Here is a 17,748-nt window from a genome sequence, read left to right as displayed (position 1 = left end):
AACCCGTCGGAGCCCGGAGGGAGTTCACATGTCCACGGAAGCGACCAGACTGCCGGCCCGCACCGGCAGCGGTGACCCAGTCCGCGCGGTATCGGTGATCAGCACCGGCAGCGTCGAGATCCACCCTGAACACGCGTACGGCTCGCGCAAACCCTTGTACTGGTGGCTGCTCACGTCCCGTCGTTGGCTGCCGGCCCGCCCGATCAACGTGTACGTCATCGAGCACGCGAACGGGCTGGTGTTGTTCGACACCGGCCAGGACCGCGCCTCGGTGACCGACCCGTCGTACTTCCCGGGCGGGTTCAACGGCGTCGTGTACGACCGGCTGGCCAAGTTCCACATCGCCGAGCACCAGACGCTCGACGCGCAACTGGGCACCCTCGGGTACTCGACCGCCGACGTCGACAAGGCAGTCATCTCGCACCTGCACCAGGATCACATCGGCGGAATCCCCCAGCTCAGCGGTAGCGAGTTGCTGATCACCGCATCGGAGTGGGCGCAGCTGTCCGGTTTCTCCCCCGAGGCGCGCGGCTTCCTCCGGTCGCACATCGACGTACCGGGTGCGCGCTGGAAGCATGTCGACTTCACCACCGAGGTGGATCTCACGTCGTTCCCGCGAGCGTTCGACGTCATGGGCGACGGGTCGATCCTGCTGTTCCCGACGCCCGGTCACACGCCCGGGTCGATCTCGATGCTCGTACGTCGGCGCGAGCTGCCGCCGCTGCTGATGGTCGGCGACCTCACCTACGAGGCCGGGCTCCTCGAGCGTCGCCAACTTCCCGGAGTCGGCGACCGCGACGAACTCGCCCGTACCACCGACAACGTCCTGGCACTGGCCGAGGAGCTGCCCGGCCTCGTCGTCCTCCCCGCCCACGACCCGACCGCGGCGCAACGCCTCGTCGACAGCTCCCGGCGGCCCTGATGAAATTCACCAACACGATCACCGTCGACCGCCCGCCGGCCGCAGTCTTCGCCTACCTGGCGAACCTCGAGAACCTCCCGCGGTGGAACTACGCACTGGGCGAAACCCGCCAACTCACCCCCGGCCCGCCCGGCGTCGGCACCCGCTACGTGCAGACCCGCACGATCCCCGTCCACACCGAGGAATCCCTGGAGATCACCGAACTCGTCTCCGACCAGAAACTCACCATCTCCGGCACTCTCAACTCACTCCCCGCGGTCTTCACCTACACCCTCGACGCGGTCCCCGGCGGCACAACCCTCACCAACACAGTCGACCTCCAACCGCCAGGCCCGCTGAAACTCCTGGCCCCGATCGCCACCAGCCGCATCAAGTCCGCAGTCGCCGCAAACCTCGCCGTACTGAAGCAGCTCCTCGAGCAGTCATAGGAAGCGTCGGACTACCAGGCTTTCTCTGAGTCTCCTTCAGGGCGTACGGCGATGAGGTTGAAGCCGGTGATCCCGGTCGGGCCGCGAAGCCTCAGACGGTTGGACTCGATGCTGTAGGTGAGCGGGGTGCGGAGAATCTCGAGGACGGCTCGCTCCAGGTCGGCAGCTCGGCCCGTGGGACGGGTAGGAGCAACGACCAGATCGTTGAGTGTGAGAGTCCGGTCGTCGCGGATCACGGTCGCGGTGAATGAGCTACTCCCGGTGGAACCGGTCGCTCGGGTGCCGTTGAGGGTGAGAGTCGCGGCGTCGCCGAGTGTGTAGCGCCAACGCAGATCATCATCGTCGATGAGGATCGACTGGACTGTCCAGTCGGTGCCGTCGAGCGGAAGGTCAGGTTCCGCGAGGCGGCGGTCGAGCAGGACGATCGTCGTACCACCGCTGTTCAGCGTGAGAGTGTCGCCGTCGATGGTCCACGCGGGCCGGCGAGTTACGAACTCCATCAACCAGTCGTCCTGGGCCTCCAGTTCAGGACCGCATCCGATCTGTGTCTGCACGCCTTCGACGAACCCCAGTACGCCGTCGTCGAGCGTGACTCCACCACCCAGCTGGTTGCATCCGGCGCGGACGATCAGTACGCCGTCCTTTCGGATGGTCAACGAAATTCGACTGCCCGGCACCAGCGGCCTGTCGACCCCGTCCTCGGTCACCGCCACGGACAAGTACGTCTTACCGATCGGCGACCCCTCACCACCGATCAACGGCCCGTACTCGATAGTCATCTTCGCCCCCTTCACTCCGGATTATCCCGCCGATGACCTCCTCCATCACGGACTCTGGGGTGGGGATAAGTACAGGGTGGTCGGGGAGCCAACCGCAATGGAATGACGGCTGGGAGGCGACAGGCTCGGAGCATGGTGACGGAACTGAGGTCGAGGCTGTTCACGCCGGTACGGGCGTTGGCGACGATGCTGCTGTCCGTGGCAGGTGTTGTTGCGGCGGTGCTTGTTTTGATCAGCAGCGCGCTGGTTCTGATCGGGATCGGGCGGTACGCCGTCCCACCCGCCGTCCGGCTCTTGCGGAGGGTGGCCGACGCTGCACGCAGGCTGGCTCGGATGGCGGGCGTCGGCGTGCAGCGACCGTACGGGCCTGAGACCGGTGCGATCGCGCTGCTGAAGTCCCGCAGTACCTGGCGAGATGTGCTGTGGGCGTTCATCGATCCGGTGATCGGGACGTGGGCGACCGCACTCGCGCTCGCGATGCCGCTCTTCGGGGTGTACGGCGCCGTCGTCCAGCCGTTCGTTTGGCGGGCCAACGAACGCGCGGGCGGAATCAACTCGTTCGGCCCGATCCACGTGACCTCGACCGCGACCGCGATCGCCGCGATCCCGGTCGGCCTCGCGATGATCGCCGCCGGCCTGTACGTCGGTCCGCCGCTGCTCACCCTGCGCGCCGACTGGTCGGCCGACCTGCTCGGCCCCTCGCGGACCGCTGCGCTGGAGGAGCGCGTCGAGACGCTGGTCGAGACCCGCGCCGACAGCGCCGGAGCCCAGGCCGCTGAGCTCCGCCGGATCGAGCGTGATCTTCACGACGGCGCGCAGGCGCGGCTGGTGGCGCTCGGCATGAGCCTCAGCAACGCCGAGCGCCTGTTCGACGAGGACCCCGTGGCCGCCCGCAATCTGGTGATCGCCGCCCGCGAGGCTTCGTCCAGGGCACTCGACGAGTTGCGCGACCTGGTCCGCGGCGTACATCCGCCCGTACTCGCGGACCGCGGTCTCGCCGACGCGATCCGCGCGCTGGCCCTCGACTCGCTGGTCGAGGTCGACGTCACCTCCGACCTGCCGGGTCGCCCGTCGCTGCCGATCGAGTCGGCGGTGTACTTCGCCGTCAACGAGCTGCTCGCCAACGCGGCCAAGCACGCCCGGACGGCAAGCAGTGTGGCGATCGCGCTGCACCACGCCAACGGCGTACTGCGCTGCGAGGTCACCGACGACGGCCCTGGCGGAGCGGACCCGATGAACGGGACCGGTCTGCGCGGCATCGAGAGCCGACTGGCGATCTTCGACGGCACTGTCGAGGTCGACAGCCCGACCGGCGGTCCGACCTGCGTCCAGCTGGAGGTGCCGTGCGCGATCCGATCCGTGTAGTGGTCGCCGAGGACCTGTTCCTGCTGCGCGACGGACTCGTCCGGACGCTGACCGAGCACGCGTTCACGGTGGTCGCCGCGGTCGACACCGGCCCGTCGTTGCGGAAGGCGATCGCCGACGAACAGCCTGATATCGCGGTGGTCGACGTACGGCTGCCGCCGTCGTTCACCGACGAGGGCCTGCAGGTCGCGATCGAGGCGCGCCGGCAACGACCTGGCTTCCCGGTGCTCGTGCTGTCGCAGTACGTCGAGCAGCTGTACGCCCGGGAGCTTCTTGCTGATGGCAACGGTTCGGTCGGTTATCTGTTGAAAGACAGGGTTTTCAACACCGGACAGTTCATCGAGGCGGTCCGGTCCGTGGCCGGTGGCGGTACGGCGATGGATCCGCAGGTCGTTGCCAAGCTCCTCAGCCGAGGAGATGCTCGCGGCCGTACTGCGGACCTGACGCCGCGGGAACGCGACGTACTCGAACTGATGGCTGCCGGTCGCTCGAACGCCGCGATCGGGCAACAACTGGCGCTGTCCATCAGCGCTGTCACCAAGCACATCGCGAGCATCTTCGCCAAGCTCGACCTGCCCGCCTCCGACGACGACAACCGTCGCGTCCTGGCCGTCCTCGCATATCTGAACCGCTGACGTATCCTCGCAGCCATGTTGAGTGACGGAGTGCGGACAGTTGCCGCGGGTGGGGTCGATCACTGGGTTCGGGTCGCGGGCGCCGGCAACGACGGGGTGCCGCTGGTGCTGGTGCACGGTGGGCCGGGCGAGAGCTCGTATTCGATCGAGCACTCCGTCGGCGACGAGGTTGCGAAGCTCGCACCGGTCGTCTTCTACGACCAGCGCGGGTGCGGCCGGTCGGCGCGTCCGTCCGACCCGGGCACGTACACGATGACCCAGCTCGTCGCCGACCTGGACGAGTTGCGTACGGCGCTCGGCGTCGAGCGGATCGTGCCGTGGGGGGTGTCGTTCGGGTGCCTGCCGGCCGCGGAGTACGCCGTTGCCCATAGCAACCATGTGGCCGGTCTGATCCTGCACGCCCCGCCGATCGTCGATCCGCTCCACCCAGGGCTGTGGACGTTGCGTCCGGCCGCGGTCGACCCGGTCCTGACGCCGGCCGAGCGCGCTGCCCTGCGCAGTCAGCTCGAGCCACTCACCGACCCGATCGAGCGCACGGTTGCCGCCATCGGCGCCATCGCCCGGAGCGAGAACGCGGCCAGCTTCTTCTACTACGACCCGGCCAACATCCCCGCCGACGACCCGTCGGCGCCCGAGTCCAATATGGAGATGGCGATGGCGCTCGTCGGCACCGAACGCCCCGACCTCGCCGACGACCTGGCCGAGGTCGACGTACCCACCCTGATCCTCGCCGCCCTCTGGGACCGCCACGTCGGCTTCGACATGCCCCGCGACCTCGCCACCCGCCTCCCCCGGGCCACCCTCGAGATCTTCACCGACTCGGCCCACTCCATCGCCGACGAGGAACCGGCGAAGTACGTCGAGGTCATCCGCACCTTCCTGGAGCGCTGAGCCGTGCACACACTCGGAGAATCGGTCGAGTACCCCGGCCGCGGCCTGGCCATCGGACGCGACGCCGACGGCGTGCCGTTCTTCACCTACTGGCTGACCGGGCGATCGCCGGCATCTCAGGCCCGCGAACTCGTCGTCCACGACCAGGAGGTCGTCGTCCGCGACACCTCCGGCGGCCCGGTCGACGACCTCCGCCACTACACCGCCGCCACCCGCGGACCCGACTGGGTCATCGTCGGCAACGGCACCCAGGTCAGCGACGTCGCGGCCCTGCGCCCGCAGCAGCCAGACCTCCAACTCGCCCTGCGGCAGCAAACCTACGAACCCGACCCACCCATCCGCACGCCCCGCATCACCGCCGCCGCGACAATCACCGGCCTGGAGCTCACCGAGGTCGTGGTCGGCTCCGCCCGCGCGTACGACGGCGCACCAGACCTCACCGTCCACCCGTCCCTCTACGCGGCCCAGGTCGCACCCGGCACCGCGCTCACCACCACGACGTACTCCGGCACCGCAGAGCACATCGTCACCAACGGCCACCCCGAGATCGCCGCTGTCGACCCTCCATGGTCCGACCTCACCGACGTCATCTGGCAGTCACTGCAGCCGTCTCTCCGAGTCGCCGCCATCACCGTGCGCCTCGACACCCCCGCGTTTACCGAGGTGGTGCTGCAGCAGCGGTGACTACTCGTACATCTTGTCGAGGACGGCGGCGTACTCGGTCTCGACGTACTTTCGTTTGAGTTTGAGGCTCGGGGTCATTTCGCCGGACTCGACCGTGAGGTCGCGGTCGAGGATGGTGAACTTCTTGATGGTTTCCCAGCGGTTGAGGGTCGCGTTGAGCTCGTCGACGTAGCCCTGGACCATCGTCTGGGCCGCGTCCGACGTGACGATCTCGGCGTACGGCATGCCGGCCATACCGTTCGCCGCGGCCCAGCCCTGGACCGCATCGGGGTCCAGCGTGACCAGCGCCGAGACGAAGTTCCGCTTGTTGCCGTGGACGATGAACTGGCTCGCGTACGGGCAGATCGTCTTGAACCGGCCTTCGATCACCTGCGGCGCGACGTACTTGCCGCCCGAGGTCTTGAACAGGTCCTTCTTCCGGTCGGTGATGAACAGGAACTCGTCCTCGAAGTGCCCGATGTCGCCGGTGTGGAACCACCCGTCCGCGTCCAGCACCTCGGCCGTCTGCTCGGGCTGGTTGTGGTACCCGCTCATCACGCCGTCGCCCTTGATCAGGATCTCCCCGTCCTCGGCGATCTTGAACTGCGTCCCCGGGAACGCCGGTCCGACACTGCCGAGCCGGTACTGCGACGGCCGGTTCAACGTCGATCCCGCCGACGTCTCGGACAGCCCGTACCCCTCGAGGATCAGCAACCCTGCCGCGTGGAACCACTCGGCCAGCGTCTTGTCGAGCGCCGCCGAACCCGACACGAAGAACCGGATCCGCCCGCCGAAGCGAGCCCGGATCTTCGACAGCACCAGCCGATCCGCCGCCGCGAACTGCGCCGCCAGCACACCGGATGGCTCCCGTCCCGCCTGCCGCAGAGCAGACACGCGCGCCCCGACCCCGAACGCCCAGTCGAACATCTTCGCCCGCACGCCGCCCTCGGACTGGATCATCGTGCGGATCCGCGCATGCGCCTTCTCGAAGATCCTCGGCGCCGCCGCCATGAACGTCGGCTGGACGACGGCCGCGTTGTCGACGATCTTGTCGATCCGCCCGTCCACCGCGGTCGCGAACCCGATCTGGCACTGTACGGCGAGCAGCACCTGCCCGAACACGTGCGACAACGGCAGCCAGAGGAACTGCAGGTCGTCCGGCGACAGCACCCGCATCCCCTCGACCGCGGCGCCTTCGTACGTCCATGCGGAGTGCGGCAACCGAACGCCCTTCGGCCGGCCCGTCGTACCCGAGGTGTAGATCAGCGTGCACAGATCGTCCGGCTTGATCGCCGCGATCCGCTCGTCGACCGCCGACGAGTGCCCGGCCAGGTGCTCGTCGCCCAGCGCGTCGAGGTCCCCCAGCGAGATGACCCAGTCGCCGTCGCTGTCCTCCGGCGTACCGTCGAGCAGCACGACCTTGCGCAACGACGGCGTCTCGGACCGGCGCTCACGCAGCTTGTCGACCTGTCCCGCGTCCTCGGCGAACACCAGCTGTACGTCGGCGTCGGCCACGATGAACGCGACATCGGACGAGATCGTCGTCGGGTAGATCGTGGTCGTCGCGGCGGCCGCGAGGACGGTGGCCAGGTAGCACTCGATCCACTCGATCCGGGTGCTGGACGCGATCGCGACCCGCTGCTCCGGCTCGATCCCGAGCGCGATCAGCCCGGCCGCCCGCCGGCGCGTCAGCTCCTCGGTCTCGCGCCAGCTCACCGACTTCCATTGCTCGCCGCGCGGGAACCGGAACGCCTCCCGCGCAGGGGTCGCCTCCACCCGCTCCAGGAACATCTGGGCGACGTTGTCCTTGCGGTTGCTCAAGAGCGCAAGCTGGCCGGAATCGGCGACAGGCTTCATAACTGGCCTCCGTTGGGGGTCAAGTAACCGGAGGGTAATCGCAGAGGTGTGGGTCTGGCCATGGCACTCGCTTACCCGGTGGGGCCTTCTCCATCACGTTTCCGCAACGTGCACCTACAGTTCGTGGCGTGCGTCTCACTGTGCGTCCTGCCGGGTGAGCCGGTCGCGGACGATTGAAGCGTCCGGATGATCGAGCGTCTCGAGGATCTCGAGAGCCTCGAGCCAGGTGACGCGGGCGGCCTCGGTCCGGTCGTGGTCGTGGAGCGTCTCGGCGAGTGACATGAGGCTCTCGGCAGCGTCGTACGGCCGGCCGATCCGGCGGAACAGCGTGGCGGCGGTGCGGTACGCCGCGACAGCGTCGTCGACGCGGCCGAGTCCAGCCAGCGCACACGCCTTGGTGTCGCTGACGACCGCCAGGCCGCGCTCCGAATCGTTCTCCTGGTAGAGCTTGAGCGCCTGCTCACAGAGCTCGATCGTCAGCTCGTACTCACCGAGCTGCGCGTGGTACCAGCCGAGGTTGTTGAGGGCGTTCCCGCGTCCGCCGGTGTGGCCGATGCGTTCGAAGATCCGCAGTGCGACCGTGCACTGCGCGACCGCCTGCCGATAGTCGCCCGTCCTCGACAGCACCCTCGAAATGCTCAGCCCGGCATCGGCCACGGCTCTGTCGTCACCGAGATCCTCGGAGATGGCCATCGCCAGCTCCTGCTGCCGGATCGCCTCGTCCCACTGCTTCGAGGCCATCAGGCCGCGGCCGAGATCCCGCCGGGCCTGTGCCTGCTTGCGGAGGTCGCCCAGCCGGATCGCGGCCTCGAGCGCCAGCCCGGCGGCCTCCAGGGACCCGGGCCGGCCGCGGAAGTCCAGGTAGTCGGCGATCGCCCACACATACGCCCACAGCAGCTCGTCGGCGACGCCGGCGGCCGCCCGCAGTACGGCGAAGTTGTTGGGCAGCTCGGCGTCGAACCAGGCGAAGGCCTCGTCCCGACCTCCCGGGAACGTCAGACCGAGATCCTGACTTGTCTCCGGAAGGTCGATCGGCTCGCGCGACGGCGCAATCGTCAGCGCGGCCGCGCTCCCCGTGCGGACGAGATAGCCGAGCAGCCGCCGGAACGCGTCCTCGGCTTCCCCGTCCTCGCACAGCCCGCGCCCGTAAGCCTTGAGCAGGTCGTGCAGCGTGTAGCGATCCTGGCCGATCTCGATCAGCTGATGGTTCGCGACCAGGACGGCAAGGCTGCTGCGGGTGTCACGGACCGGCACACCGGCCAGCGCTGCCGCCGCGCCGACCGTGATCTCCGCACCGGGATGCTGCGCCAATCGGCGGAAGAACCGGGCCTGCTCCGGCCGCAACTGCCGGTACGACCACGAGAAGATCGTGCGTACGTCGATCCCGTCGGCGGTCGTGAGCGCGTCCAGCGGCGCGTCGCTCAGCGTCTGCGCGAACGACGACAAGGGCCTGCGCGGCCGGAGCGCGATCTGGGCCGCGAGCAGCGAAAGGGCGAGCGGGAGCCCCGCGCACCGGGCGATCAGCGCATCGGTGCTCGCGGCATCGTTCCGCAACCGGTCCTCGCCGACCCTTGCCGCCAGCAACTGTCTCGACTGGATCCGGTCGAGGACGTCGAGGTGGATCAACTGCGCCTGCTCGGCCGCGACCAGTCCAGCGAGCTCGTTGCGGCTGGTGACGAGGGTGAGGCAGCGCGGGCCCGCTGCCGCGAGCGGCCGGACCTGTTCGGCGGTGCGTGCGTTGTCGAGGACGACGAGGACCGATCGGTCCGCGAGCAGAGTGCGGTACAACGCGACTTGTTCGTCGGCCGTCCTCGGAATCCGCGCGGGCGGGATCCCCAGCGCGCCGAGGAACCGCGGGAGCACGGTCCGCGGGTCGGCCGGTTCGGACGCCGGCGAGAAGCCGAGCAGGTCGGCGTACAGGACGCCGTCGGAGAAGGTCCCCTCGGCCATCCGCGCCCAGTGGATCGCGAGCGAGGTCTTGCCGACGCCGGCCGGTCCGATGATCAGCCCGAGGTTCGCGCCGGGCAGGAGGGCGTCGAGGCGGCGGAGGTGGGCGGAGCGACCGGCGAACGTGCGGACACCGGCGGGGAGCTGGCGAGGCACCATCGAGTCGTCGGTGCTGGTCGCCGTGAGCAGCTCCGCGTGCAGTCGCTGCAGTTCCACGCCGGGACCGGCACCGAGCAGATCCCGCAGCCGCCGCGACACCTCGCCGTACAGCTCGAGCGCGACGGCGGCCTGGCCGGACGCGCGGTGTGCGCGGATGAGCTGGGACCAGAAGCGTTCCCGGGTCGGGTTGCGTTCGGTGAGCTCGGTGAGCTCGGGGATCAGCTCGGTTGCGTCGCCGGCCGCGAGCCAGGCGTCGAAGTAAAGCTCCTGTGCCTGGAGGTGTTCCTCGATCAGACGCGGGATCATCTCGCGCGTGAGCGCACCCGTGTCGAGGCCGGCCAGCGGTTCGGCCCGCCACAGCGCGAGGGCCTCGGTCAGCGTCGCGACGGTGGTCGCGGGGTCCGCCGACCGCGGCGCCCGGCGTACGAGGCGCCGGAACACCTCCAGGTCGACCTGCTCAGGATCCGCCTGCAGCGAGTAGCTGCCGTCACCGGTGCGGATCGTCGTACGGTCGGCGTCGCCGAGTGCGGCCCGGAGCCGCGAGACGTAGATCTGCAGCGCGGCCCGCGGGTTGGACGGCAACTCCTTGTCGTCCCAGAGCACCTCGATCAGGTCATCGGTGCGCACCGAGCGGTTCAGCCGCAGCAGCAAAGCAGCCAACAGGATGGTCGGGCGATGAGACGGCAACGGCACGACGTCCCCGTCAGCGGTCAGCACCTCCACGGGCCCCAGCAATCGGAACCGCAGCCCACCGGCCCCGCTCACCCCATCGCACACCAGCTCGGCCACCTCCCACGGGAGACCTCACCTTAGCGCCACTCAACGTCGTTGACGTCGAGAGACTATCGCTGGGCGAGGAGCTCCGCGATCTGGACGGCGTTGAGGGCAGCGCCCTTGCGGAGGTTGTCGTTGGACACGAACAGCACCAGACCGCGATTGCCCGGAACGGACTGGTCCTGACGGATGCGGCCGACGTACGACGGGTCCTGGCCGGCCGCGAGCAGCGGGGTCGGGAGGTCCGTGACGGCCACGCCCGGAGCAGAGCCGAGGAGCTCGGTCGCGCGCTCCGGCGTGATCGGCTCGGCGAACTCGGCGTGGATGCTGAGCGAGTGGCCGGTGAAGACCGGCACCCGGACGCAGGTGCCGGCAACCGGCAGATCCGGGATGTGCAGGATCTTGCGGCTCTCGTTGCGGAGCTTCTGCTCCTCGTCGGTCTCACCGGTGCCGTCGGCAACGATCGATCCGGCCAGCGGGAGGACGTTGAACGCGATCGGGCCCGCGTACACCTTGGGCTCCGGGAGCGTGATGCCTTCGGTGCCGCGGGCAAGCTTCCCGCCCGGTACGGCGAGGGCGCGGGCCTGGTCCTCGAGCTCACTCACCCCGACACCGCCGGAGCCGGAGACGGCCTGGTAGGTGGACACGACGAGCCGGGTCAGGGTCGCCAGCCGGTGCAGCGGAGCGAGGACCGGCATCGCGGCCATCGTCGTGCAGTTCGGGTTCGCGACGATGCCCTTCGGCAGGTTGTCGAGATCGCCCGGGTTCACCTCGGAGACGACGAGCGGTACGTCGGGATCCATCCGCCACGCGGACGAGTTGTCCACGACAACAGCCCCGGCCGCGGCGACCTTCGGCGCGAGCTCCTTCGACGCCGTCTTCCCGTTGGAGAACAGCGCCAGCTCCAGCCCGGAGAAGTCCGCCGTCGCCGAGTCCTCGACGGTGATTTCGCGGTCACCGAACGGCAACGTCTTCCCAGCCGACCGTGCCGACGCGAAGAACCGCACCTCGTCCACCGGGAACTGCCGCTCGACGAGCAGCTCCCGCATGACGCTACCGACCTGACCCGTGGCTCCGAAAACACCTACTCGCATGGAAAAACAGTACTGGCTCGGCCAGTGGGCCAGCGGTGGGTTTCAGGAGGCGGACCGCCAGCACTCATCAACCGCACGCCGCCCGGCGGATTCACGCTCAGCCGGGCGGCGGATCCCGCCGTTCGGCGGACTTGGTGAGTGCTGGCGGTCCGCTCCCTCAGACGTCGGCGGCCAGCGTGCCGCCGTTGGCGACGTCGGTCTTCTCGATCTCGGTGAAGACGATGCGGACGGACTCCCGCTTGGCGCCGAGGATCGCGATCGCGGAGTCGGTGACGGCGGCGACGAACTCGCGGCGCTGGTCGAGGGTACGGCCGGACAGGAGTTCGACGGTGATGTTCGGCATCTGTTTCTCCAGGGTTGGGGGTGCTAGGACAGTACGGCGGCTTGCCGTGGGGCGGTCTCGTCGGGGTCGGTGTTCAGCGAGTCGACCAGGTCGTCGACCTCGTCGCGGTTCTCCGGCAGCAGCAGGCCGAGGCCGACGTACACCACCAGGGAAGTTGCCAGCGGCAACGCGACGACGAGCGTCTGGTCGGTGGAGCCGATGCCGTACTTGACGATCGCCCACGCGATCAGGCCGATCGCCCACGACGCGAGCGCGGCACGCGATCCGCTCCGGCGGAACCACGGCAGCAGGCCGAGCATCAGCGGGATCGCGATCGGTCCCATCGTCGCGGCGACCAGGTCGACGACGATCTTCAGTACGACGCCTTCGCCGTTGGTGGCGATCGCGATCAGCATGCTCACGGTGACGAACGTGAACGTCACGATCCGCGCCATCTTCAACGCCGCGACGTCGGTCAACTGCCGCACGCGAGGCACGATCACCGGCGCGAGATCCCGCGTGATCACCGACGAGATCGCGTTCGCGTCGGAGGCCACCATCGCCATCGTGTGCGAGAAGAAGCCGGCCAGCACCAGCCCGATCAACCCGCTCGGCAGCAGCAGTTGCGACAGTTCGACGTACGACTGCTCCGGCTTGCCCGGGTGGACGAGCAGCGGTGCGGCGCACATCGGGATGAACAGCACCAGCGGCCACACCAGCCAGAGCGCCGACGACAGCAGCGCCGACTTCTTGGCCGCGGATCCGGACGGCGCGGCCATGTAGCGCTGCGCCAGGTTCCACATGCCGCCGTTGTACTCGAAGGTTTTGATGAACAGGAACGCGATCAGGAAGATCGGTGTGTACGGCCCGTTCAGCGCGTGCCCGTGCCCGGCCGGCAGCTGGTCCCACATCTTCCACAACGTCGGTACGCCGTCCAGGTGCGCGAGCACGCCGATGAACATCGCGATGCCCGCGCCGAACTGGATCACGAACTGCCCGAAGTCGGTGAGTACGTCGGCCCACAGCCCGCCGAGCGTCGCGTACAGCATCGTCACCACACCGGTCAGCAGGATCCCCCACCGCATCGGCACTCCGGTGAATCCGTTCAGCAGTACGGCGATCGCGACCCACTTCGAGGCGATGTCGACGACCTTCAGCGCGGCACCGGAATACGCGAGCGCCTGCTGTGTCGGCAGGTTGTACCTGCGGGCCAGGTACTCCAGTGGCGACACAACCCCGTGTTTGGCGCGGAGGCGATTCCAGCGGGCGGCGAACAGGAACGCGCCGATCCCGACGCCGACGCCGATCGTCATGGCCCACCAGACGTAGACCGTGATGCCGTAGCTGTAGGCAACGGCCGCGAACGCGACGAACATCACCGCGCTGTAGCCGGACATGTGATGCGAGATGCCGGACAACCACCAGGGAATCCGGCCGCCGGTCGTGAAGTAGTCCACGACGGTCTTGATCTTGGTGCGCGACCAGACGCCGATCAGCACCATCAACACGAAGTACGCGACCAGGACCGTCCAGTCCAGAGTGGTCATCAGGATCCTCCCAGGGGCGATGGGGGCGAGTGACTGGAAGGTTCCATGGAACAGAACCTAGTGTCAAGAGACGGAACCTGGAACAAACCTGAGACGGGTTCCAGGCTTGACGAGAGGTTCCATGACATAGAACCTGGTTCCGTGAATCTGCAGATCAGGCACGCCACCCATCCCGAGCAGCTGCCCGGTTTCGACACCGCCGCGCTGCGCCGCCACTACCTGGTGGACGACCTCTTCATCCCGGACGCGATCACCGCGGTGCTCACCCACCACGACCGGATCGTGCTCGCCGGGGCCCGCCCCGCGAACGGTCCGCTGACGCTCGACACCTATCCCGAGCTGCGCAGCGAGTACTTCCTCGAACGCCGCGAGGCCGGCATCGTCAACGTCGGCGGACCCGGCACGGTCACCGCGGACGGCACGAAGTACGAGCTGACCACCGGCGCCTGCCTGTACGTCGGACGCGGTGTGCGCGAGGTCGTCTTCGAGGGACCCGAAGCAACGTTCTACGTCTTCTCCGCACCCGCGCACAGCGCCTTCCCGACCGCACAGGTCAACCCGGGCGAGGGCAACCGGCTCGAGCTCGGCGACCAGCAGACCGCGAACCGCCGCACGATCGATCAGTACATCCACGCGGACGGCGTGCAGAGCTGCCAGGTCGTGCTCGGCGTCACCACACTGCACGCGGGCAGCACCTGGAACACCATGCCCGCCCACACCCACGACCGCCGTACCGAGTGCTACCTGTACTTCGGACTCCCCGAGACGGAGCGGATCGTCCACCTGCTCGGCGAGCCGGACGAGACCCGGCACCTGCTCGTCGCGGACCGGCAGGCGATCATCTCGCCGAGTTGGTCGATCCACTCCGGCTGCGGCACGTCGTCGTACAGCTTCGTCTGGGCGATGGCCGGCGAGAACCAGGCGTTCGGCGACATGGACGGTGTCGATGTACGGGACCTGCGGTGACGTTCAGCCTCGAAGGGCGTACTGCGCTCGTCACCGGCGCGCGTCGCGGCATCGGCGCCGCCATCGCAGCGGGGTACGCCGCGGCCGGCGCCGAGCTGATCCTGATGACGCGGGACGCAGCGCTCGAGGACACCCTCGAGGCGATCAAGCAGAACGGCGGCGGCGAGGCGAGCGTGGTGATCGCCGACTTCGCCGATCCCGCCGCGGTGGAAGAGACCGCCGCCTCGTTGGCCAGGTCCAGGGACGTCGACATCCTGGTCAACAACGCCGGCACGATCCGGCGGGCGCCGGCGGCCGACACCACGACCGCGGACTGGCAGCACGTGATCGACGTCAACCTCAACTCCACCTGGGCAGTCACCCGCCCGATCGGCGCCGCGATGGCCGAACGCGGGGCCGGGAAGATCATCACGATCGCCTCGCTGCTGAGCTTCCAGGGCGGCATCACGGTTCCGGCCTACACTGCCAGCAAGCATGCGGTGGCGGGTCTGACCCGGGCGCTGGCCAACGAGTGGGGTCCGGCCGGGGTGCAGGTGAACGCGATCGCCCCCGGGTACATCAGCACCGACAACACCACCGAGCTGCGCGCGGACCCGGCCCGCGAGGCCGCGATCCGGCAACGCATCCCGGCCGGTCGCTGGGGGCGGCCCGAGGATGTTGTCGGCGCCGCAGTGTTCCTGGCCTCGGCGGCCGCGGACTATGTCAACGGGCACGTGCTCGCGGTCGACGGCGGCTGGCTAGCCAGATAGGAGTGGCAGGATGAGCGACATGAGTTCGCCCTCGGCCATCGACAAGACGTTGATGGTGCTGGACGCCGTACTGGAGCACTCGCGGTTCACCGACGTCGTGAACGCGACCGGTCTGGCCAAGTCGACCGTGCACCGGATCATGGCGTCGCTGGTCGAGCACGAGTTCGTCACGCAGGCCGACGACGGCTCGTACCACCCCGGCCCGAAGGCGCTGCGGCTGGCCGGTCACGCGTTGACCAACGTCGACCTGGCGACGGTTGCCCGCCCGGTTCTCGCGGACCTCGTCGCGCAGACGCGCTGCACAGTGCACGTCGGGCTGCTGAACGGCGACGAGGCGATCTATGTCGCACGCCTCGACGGCCCGAAGCCGTACCGGATGCCGTCGCGCGTCGGCAAGGCGATCTGGCTGCATTGCACCGGCATCGGAAAGGCGCTGCTCGCCGAGAAGAACGAAGAGGCGCTCGACGTCCACATCACCCGCACCGGCCTTCCGGCCCGTACGCCGCTCACGCACACCAGCGCGGCCGCGCTCAAGGCCGATCTCGCGCAAGTGCGCACTCGCGGCTACGCACTCGACGACGAGGAGAACGAGCCCGGGATTCGCTGTGTGGCCGCGGTCATCCACGACCACACCGGCGCAGCAATCGCCGCCGTCAGCATCTCCACGTTGTCGTTGGAGCAGTCGATCGCCCAGGTGGCACTGATGGCCCCGGCCGCGATCGAGGCCGCCCGAAAGATCTCCGCGGCGCTCGGCTACCGCGAGCCTACTAACTAAGCCGCTACGGGTGCTGGGCGACGGCTGTCCGCCCAGCGCACTACTGGGACGAACAGCGCGCCGGTCAGCGCGAACCACACGCCGAGGATGATCCAGCCGGGAACACCGAGCCCGAGCGGCAACAGGGCCAGAACGGTCGGGGCGATCATCGTGCTGATCGACATGCTGGTGTTCCACACGCCCTGGTACTGGCCCTGAGCGTGGTTCGGCGCGAGGTCGAAGCTGAGCAGGAACGAGCCCGAGGACTGCATCAACTCGGCGATCACCTGGACCAGCGCACCCGCGGCGAGAAGTGCCACCGCGATCAGCGCGTTGCCCCACGTCGCACCGGCGAGCAGCACCATCGATGCCAGCAGCAACAACCCGGCCGTGCGGGTGGCGCGGGCAGCTGTGGCCGGATCGGCGATGCCGCGCGACGACCGTACCTGGAACAGCGAGACCACCACGGTGTTGATGATCAGCAGCAACGCGACCGTCCACCGCGGGGCGTCGGTGTGGTCGACGACCCAGAGCGGGATCGCGACATCGAGTACGGCGAAGTGGATGCTCATCCCCGCGTTGAGCGCCGCCACCGCGAGGTACCCGCGGTCCCGCAGCGCGAGCCACACCGGCCCGTCGTCCGCACGATGCTGGGGTGCGACCCGCGGAATCGCCAGTACGACGAAGGCCGCGACGCTGCTCAGCACCGCGTCGAGGACGAACATCACGCGGTACGCCGTGGCGGTGTCGAAATGCAGCGCGAACGCGCCGACGGCAGCGCCGGCCATGATGCCGATGTTCGTGACGGCCCGCAGGTACGCACGCGCCGCGACCCGGCCCGCGCCGACCGTCACCGCGGCGATCAACGCGGCCCGGACGGCACCCGCGCCGCGATCGATCATCGTCAGCACGATGCTCACGACCAGGAACTGCCAGAAGTTGTGAACGACCAGGTAGAGCAGCGACAGCCCGCACACCATCAGGCTGAGTACGACGAACAGGCCGCGCGGCCCACGCCGATCCGCGAGATGCCCGAGCGGTACGGCGGACAGCAGGCCGAACAACCCAGCGACCGTGAGGCCGAGGCCGACCTGTGCGATCGACAACCCGACGATCCGGTTGAAGTAGAGGACGCTGACCGTCATCAGCAGGCCGTTGCCGACCCGGCTGAGCAGCGTGGCGAGTGCCAGCGGCCGCAACGGACCCGGCTCGGGCAGGATTCCCCGCCGTACCGGAGACGCTGCCGAAGACGCCGCGGTCATCCGCGCGCCACCACGCGCTGCGCGGTGTCGCGGAGTTCCTCCATCAGATCGACGCCGGAGTCCAGCATCTGCTGCATCTTGGCGGCGTCCTGCTCCGCCAGCATCAGCGCGACGGTGACCTCGTGGTCCGGCCGGCTGACGATCTCGATCGGGTCTCCGGCGCCGATCGAGCCTTCGCGGAGCACCTTCAGGTACGCGCCGGGGCGACCGGCCTGATGGAAACGCTTGACCCAGTGGGGCTCTTGCATGCGGTGCTGGAACGTGATGCACGGAATGCGCGGTGCGCGGACCATCACCTCGACCTCGGCGCCGATCCGCCATACCTCACCGAGCACGGCGCCGTTGACGTCGAGCCCTTCGGTGCGAAGGTTCTCGCCGAACAGGCCGGTCGGGATGTCGCGGCCGAGTTGGGCGGCCCACCAGTTCGCGTCCTCTTCGGCGTACGCGTAGAGCGCGAGGTCCGGGCCGCCGTGGTTCTCGGTGTCGCAGACGCGGTCGCCGGCCAGGCCGAGCTCGCCGACGCGGACCCGGCCGGGCTGCGGCCGCTTGTCGATGGCAGTGAATCCCGTCTCCTTCGGACCCGGAATCAGCTTCTCCACCACATTGACCGTCAGCAACCGCATACGCGCATCCT

The 17,748-nt window shown here is 68.7% G+C and carries 17 protein-coding genes; 9 read left to right on the top strand and 8 right to left on the bottom strand.

The features are described 5' to 3' along the window. Window positions 1-28 precede the first annotated feature (28 nt). Window positions 29-922 (top strand): N-acyl homoserine lactonase family protein, encoded by an 894-nt coding sequence (locus ABT313_RS09740; RefSeq protein ID WP_350850589.1) that lies wholly within the window; start codon window positions 29-31, stop codon window positions 920-922. Continuing rightward, the gene (locus ABT313_RS09735; protein WP_350850587.1) at window positions 922-1,350 is read left to right on the top strand and encodes an SRPBCC family protein; all 429 of its coding nucleotides are present in this window, start codon (window positions 922-924) and stop codon (window positions 1,348-1,350) included. Before ABT313_RS09740 ends, ABT313_RS09735 begins: the two co-directional genes overlap by 1 nt. A gap of 11 nt (window positions 1,351-1,361) precedes the next feature. On the opposite strand, the gene ABT313_RS09730 is transcribed toward ABT313_RS09735, so the two are convergent. Next, the gene (locus ABT313_RS09730; protein WP_350850585.1) at window positions 1,362-2,129 is read right to left on the bottom strand and encodes an META domain-containing protein; all 768 of its coding nucleotides are present in this window, start codon (window positions 2,127-2,129) and stop codon (window positions 1,362-1,364) included. A gap of 132 nt (window positions 2,130-2,261) precedes the next feature. On the opposite strand from ABT313_RS09730, the gene ABT313_RS09725 reads away from it, so the two are divergent. The 4 genes from ABT313_RS09725 to ABT313_RS09710 are packed head-to-tail and all read left to right on the top strand — an operon-like array spanning window position 2,262 to window position 5,704. Next, window positions 2,262-3,494, top strand: a complete 1,233-nt coding sequence (locus tag ABT313_RS09725) for a sensor histidine kinase (protein WP_350850583.1) — start codon at window positions 2,262-2,264, stop codon at window positions 3,492-3,494. Next, window positions 3,485-4,129 (top strand): LuxR C-terminal-related transcriptional regulator, encoded by a 645-nt coding sequence (locus tag ABT313_RS09720; RefSeq protein ID WP_350852105.1) that lies wholly within the window; start codon window positions 3,485-3,487, stop codon window positions 4,127-4,129. The genes ABT313_RS09725 and ABT313_RS09720 overlap by 10 nt, the downstream gene beginning before the upstream one ends. Window positions 4,130-4,144: 15 nt before the next feature. Further along, entirely contained in the window at window positions 4,145-5,020 is an 876-nt protein-coding gene (locus ABT313_RS09715; protein ID WP_350850581.1) for an alpha/beta fold hydrolase, read from the top strand. Window positions 5,021-5,023: 3 nt separating this feature from the next. After that, window positions 5,024-5,704, top strand: a complete 681-nt coding sequence (locus tag ABT313_RS09710; RefSeq protein WP_350850579.1) for an IMP cyclohydrolase — start codon at window positions 5,024-5,026, stop codon at window positions 5,702-5,704. Here the strand turns inward: ABT313_RS09710 and ABT313_RS09705 are convergent, their stop codons facing one another. The 5 genes from ABT313_RS09705 to ABT313_RS09685 form a co-directional block, all read right to left on the bottom strand. After that, window positions 5,705-7,540 (bottom strand): AMP-dependent synthetase/ligase, encoded by a 1,836-nt coding sequence (locus tag ABT313_RS09705; protein WP_350850577.1) that lies wholly within the window; start codon window positions 7,538-7,540, stop codon window positions 5,705-5,707. Window positions 7,541-7,675: 135 nt separating this feature from the next. After that, window positions 7,676-10,369 carry an AfsR/SARP family transcriptional regulator gene (locus tag ABT313_RS09700; protein ID WP_350850575.1) on the bottom strand — a complete coding sequence of 898 codons (2,694 nt, stop codon included), beginning with the start codon at window positions 10,367-10,369 and terminating at the stop codon, window positions 7,676-7,678. Window positions 10,370-10,488: 119 nt separating this feature from the next. Then, window positions 10,489-11,514, bottom strand: coding sequence for an aspartate-semialdehyde dehydrogenase (locus tag ABT313_RS09695; protein ID WP_350850573.1), 1,026 nt, complete (start codon window positions 11,512-11,514; stop codon window positions 10,489-10,491). A 157-nt stretch (window positions 11,515-11,671) separates the two neighbouring features. Continuing rightward, window positions 11,672-11,857, bottom strand: a complete 186-nt coding sequence (locus ABT313_RS09690) for a tautomerase family protein (RefSeq protein WP_137253774.1) — start codon at window positions 11,855-11,857, stop codon at window positions 11,672-11,674. Window positions 11,858-11,880: 23 nt separating this feature from the next. Continuing rightward, a complete protein-coding gene (locus ABT313_RS09685; protein ID WP_350850571.1) occupies window positions 11,881-13,383 on the bottom strand; it encodes a sodium:solute symporter family protein in 1,503 nt (500 codons plus the stop codon). A gap of 141 nt (window positions 13,384-13,524) precedes the next feature. Between ABT313_RS09685 and kduI the strand changes: the two genes are divergently transcribed. From kduI to ABT313_RS09670, 3 genes are read left to right on the top strand one after another with little or no spacing between them, the layout of a single operon-like run. Further along, complete coding sequence (kduI, locus tag ABT313_RS09680) at window positions 13,525-14,349, top strand: 5-dehydro-4-deoxy-D-glucuronate isomerase (protein WP_350850569.1); 825 nt, start codon at window positions 13,525-13,527, stop codon at window positions 14,347-14,349. After that, window positions 14,346-15,098, top strand: coding sequence for an SDR family oxidoreductase (locus tag ABT313_RS09675; RefSeq protein WP_350850568.1), 753 nt, complete (start codon window positions 14,346-14,348; stop codon window positions 15,096-15,098). Before kduI ends, ABT313_RS09675 begins: the two co-directional genes overlap by 4 nt. A gap of 10 nt (window positions 15,099-15,108) precedes the next feature. Further along, window positions 15,109-15,873 carry an IclR family transcriptional regulator gene (locus ABT313_RS09670; RefSeq protein ID WP_350850566.1) on the top strand — a complete coding sequence of 255 codons (765 nt, stop codon included), beginning with the start codon at window positions 15,109-15,111 and terminating at the stop codon, window positions 15,871-15,873. Here the strand turns inward: ABT313_RS09670 and ABT313_RS09665 are convergent. Both ABT313_RS09665 and ABT313_RS09660 read right to left on the bottom strand, forming a co-directional pair. Further along, window positions 15,870-17,114 (bottom strand): MFS transporter, encoded by a 1,245-nt coding sequence (locus ABT313_RS09665; protein WP_350850564.1) that lies wholly within the window; start codon window positions 17,112-17,114, stop codon window positions 15,870-15,872. The two genes, ABT313_RS09670 and ABT313_RS09665, sit on opposite strands and share 4 nt — an antisense overlap. Beyond that, a complete protein-coding gene (locus tag ABT313_RS09660) occupies window positions 17,111-17,737 on the bottom strand; it encodes an MOSC domain-containing protein (RefSeq protein ID WP_350850562.1) in 627 nt (208 codons plus the stop codon). Before ABT313_RS09660 ends, ABT313_RS09665 begins: the two co-directional genes overlap by 4 nt. Window positions 17,738-17,748: the final 11 nt, after the last annotated feature.

Origin of the sequence: Kribbella sp. NPDC000426 (assembly GCF_040300265.1) — a bacterium.
In the GTDB taxonomy this organism is placed as follows: domain Bacteria; phylum Actinomycetota; class Actinomycetes; order Propionibacteriales; family Kribbellaceae; genus Kribbella.
Note: the sequence above shows the minus strand (reverse complement) of the source record. Positions and strands in the feature narration are given on the sequence as shown.